The sequence below is a fragment of the Corallococcus sp. CA047B genome (assembly GCF_003612065.1).
Taxonomy (GTDB): Bacteria; Myxococcota; Myxococcia; order Myxococcales; family Myxococcaceae; genus Corallococcus; species Corallococcus praedator.
Genome location: NZ_RAWD01000551.1, coordinates 1 through 3190, shown reverse-complemented (window position 1 = coordinate 3190; position 3190 = coordinate 1). Strand labels below are relative to the sequence as shown.

The 3190-nt window shown below is 70.2% G+C and carries 3 protein-coding genes; 1 reads left to right on the top strand and 2 read right to left on the bottom strand.

Annotation, left to right across the window (positions count from 1 at the left end; all coding sequences use genetic code 11):
• Nucleotides 1–167 precede the first annotated feature (167 nt).
• Complete coding sequence (locus tag D7X74_RS43395) at nt 168–629, bottom strand: hypothetical protein (RefSeq protein WP_158622369.1); 462 nt, start codon at nt 627–629, stop codon at nt 168–170.
• Nucleotides 630–934: 305 nt separating this feature from the next.
• On the opposite strand from D7X74_RS43395, the gene D7X74_RS43390 reads away from it, so the two are divergent.
• Complete coding sequence (locus tag D7X74_RS43390) at nt 935–2074, top strand: hypothetical protein (RefSeq protein WP_158622368.1); 1140 nt, start codon at nt 935–937, stop codon at nt 2072–2074.
• Here D7X74_RS43390 and D7X74_RS43385 read toward each other — a convergent pair.
• Nucleotides 2005–3190, bottom strand: a 1186-nt coding sequence (locus tag D7X74_RS43385) for a hypothetical protein (RefSeq protein ID WP_158622367.1), incomplete at its 5' end; no start/stop codon positions are given. The two genes, D7X74_RS43390 and D7X74_RS43385, sit on opposite strands and share 70 nt — an antisense overlap.

The window sequence follows — 3190 nt, the reverse complement described above, 5'->3', positions numbered from 1 at the left end:
GGAAGGGCTACACTCCCGGGCCGAATGTCCGCCTCGCAGGTCGCCGAAGCGCTGTACGCCGCCCACAAGTCCCGCGCCACCGGCCGGCTGACGCTGCACGCGGGTGGACGCGAGTCCGCGCTGTGGCTGCGCGAAGGCGACCTGGTGGGCGCGAGGCTGGGCTTTGGCTACCAGAGTCCGGCGCAGGCGCTGTTCCAGACGGGGCTGTTGGGCGTGGACGCCCTGGATGCGCTGTGGGCGCGGGGTGGGGCGGCGGCGCCGGACGAGGAGCTGCTGGAGGACAGCGGGCTGAAGCCGTCGGTGGTGCACGAGCAGCAGGTGCTCGCGCAGGTGCGGCGGCTGAGCGAGCTGGCGGAGCGCGCGGACTTCGCGGCGGAGGCGGTGGAAGCGGCGAAGGACTTCGCGCCGATCGCGGGTGTGAGGGTGGTGCGCGCCGCGCTGGAGCCGACCCCGAGCGAGGCGGTGCCCGCGAGGGTGTACCGGTGCCCGGAGGTGGCCGCGTGCGAGCCGTGGCTGACGGATGCGTCCGAGCGGCAGTTGTTGGAGACGCTGGGGGCGTTCCGGAAGCCGGAGGCGCTGACGGGGGCGCAGCAGGCGCTGCTGCGCGTGCTGGAGCGCGAGGGGCGCATCGAGGCCCTGTCGGTGGAGGACTGGGAGGAGCGCGAGCGGCTTCGGCGTGAGGAGGAGCTGCGGCAGGCGGAGGAGGAGGCCTGGAACATCGAGGAGGCGCGCCGGCGGGAAGAGGCGGCGCGGCGGGCGGAAGAGGCCCGGCTGGCGGAGCTTGCGCGCATCGAGGCGGAGCGGCTGGCGGAGCTTGCGCGCATTGAGGCGGAGCGGCTGGCGGAAGAGGCCCGGCTCGCGGAAGAGGCGCGGCTGGCGGAGCTTGCGCGCATCGAGGCGGCACGGCTGGCGGAGGAGGCCCGGCTTCGGGCGATTGAAGAGGCCCGGCTGGCGGAGGAAGCACGGCTGCGCGCGGAGGAGGAAGCGCGGCTGGCGGAAGAGGCTCGGCTGGAGGAGGAAGTACGGCTCGCGGAAGAGGCTCGGCTCCGGGCGATTGAAGAGGCTCGGCTTGCGGAGGAGGCTCGGCTTCGGGCGATTGAAGAGGCCCGGCTGGCGGAAGAGGCTCGCCTTGCCGAAGAGGCTCGCCTCGCTGAAGAGGCCCGTCTCGCTGAAGAGGCTCGACTCGCTGAGGAGGCCCGTCTCGCGGAAGAGGCTCGTCTCGCTGAAGAGGCCCGGCTCGCGGAAGAGGCTCGTCTCGCTGAAGAGGCCCGGCTCGCCGAAGAGGCTCGACTCGCTGAGGAGGCTCGACTCGCTGAGGAGGCTCGACTCGCTGAGGAGGCTCGACTCGCTGAGGAGGCTCGACTCGCTGAGGAGGCTCGACTCGCTGAGGAGGCTCGACTCGCTGAGGAGGCTCGACTCGCTGAGGAGGCTCGACTCGCTGAGGAGGCTCGACTCGCCGAAGAGGCTCGACTCGCTAAAGAGGCCCGGCTCGCCGAAGAGGCTCGACTCGCTGAAGAGGCCCGGCTGGCTGAAGAGGCTCGACTGGCGGAAGAGGCCCGGCTCGCCGAAGAGGCTCGACTCGCTGAAGAGGCCCGGCTGGCTGAAGAGGCTCGACTGGCGGAAGAGGCTCGGCTCGCCGAAGAGGCTCGCCTCGCTGAAGAGGCCCGGCTGGCTGAAGAGGCTCGCCTCGCCGAAGAGGCTCGGCTGGCGGAAGAGGCGCGGCTGGCCGAAGAGGCCTGGCTCGCTGAAGAGGCTCGGCTGGCGGAAGAGGCTCGACTCGCCGAAGAAGCCCGCCTCGCCGAAGAGGCTCGACTGGCTGAAGAGGCCCGCCTCGCTGAAGAGGCTCGTCTCGCCGAAGAAGCCTGGGTGCGCGCGACGGAAGAGGCTCGTCTTGCGGAAGAGGCTCGCCTCCGTGCGGAGGAAGAAGCTCGAATCGCAGAAGAGATCCGCATCGCTGAAGAAGCTCAGCTTCGCGAGGAAGCGGCTCGTCTCGCGGAGGAGGCACTACTTGAGGAGGCCAGGCTGCGTGCCGAAGAGGAAGCTCGGCTCGCGGAAGAAGAGAGACTTCGTGTAGCCGAAGCGGCGTGGCTTGCCGAAGAAGCCCGGCTGCGTGCCGAAGAAGAAGCACGTTTGGCCGAAGAGGCTCGGCTCGCTGAAGAGGCCCGGCTCGCCGAAGAGGCTCGCGTCGCGGAAGAGGCTCGCGTCGCGGAAGAGGCTCGCGTCGCGGAAGAGGCGCGGCTCGCGGAAGAAGCCCGCATCGAGGAAGAGGCTCGTCTCGCTGAAGAGACGCGGCTGGTTGAAGAGGTCCGGCTGGCGGAAGAGGCTCGGCTCGCTGAAGAGGCTCGGCTCGCTGAAGAGGCTCGGCTCGCTGAAGAGGCTCGGCTCGCTGAAGAGGCCCGTCTCGCCGAAGAGGCTCGTCTCGCTGAAGAGGCCCGTCTCGCCGAAGAGGCCCGTCTCGCTGAAGAGGCCCGTCTCGCTGAAGAGGCCCGTCTCGCTGAAGAGGCCCGTCTCGCTGAAGAGGCTCGGCTGGCTGAAGAGGCTCGGCTGGCTGAAGAGGCTCGACTCGCCGAAGAGGCTCGACTCGCCGAAGAGGCGCGACTGGCTGCTGAAGAGGCTCGACTCGCTGAAGAGGCGCGACTGGCTGCTGAAGAGGCGCGACTGGCTGAGGAGGCCCGGCTCGCCGAAGAGGCTCGTCTCGCTGAAGAGGCTCGTCTCGCTGAAGAGGCTCGGCTCGCCGAAGAGGCTCGGCTCGCTGAAGAGGCCCGTCTCGCGGAAGAGGCCCGCCTCGCGGAAGAGGCCCGCCTCGCGGAAGAGGTCCGGCTGGCTGAAGAGGCCCGCCTCGCTGAAGAGGCCCGGCTCGCCGAAGAGGCTCGTCTCGCTGAAGAGGCTCGGCTGGCTGAAGAGGCTCGACTCGCGGAAGAGGCCCGTCTCGCCGAAGAGGCGCGACTGGCTGCTGAAGAGGCGCGACTGGCTGCTGAAGAGGCGCGACTGGCTGAGGAGGCTCGGCTCGCTGAAGAGGCTCGGCTCGCTGAAGAGGCTCGGCTCGCCGAAGAGGCTCGACTGGCTGAAGAGGCCCGTCTCGCGGAAGAGGCCCGCCTCGCGGAAGAGGCCCGCCTCGCGGAAGAGGTCCGGCTGGCTGAAGAGGCCCGCCTCGCTGAAGAGGCCCGGCTCGCCGAAGAGGCTCGTCTCG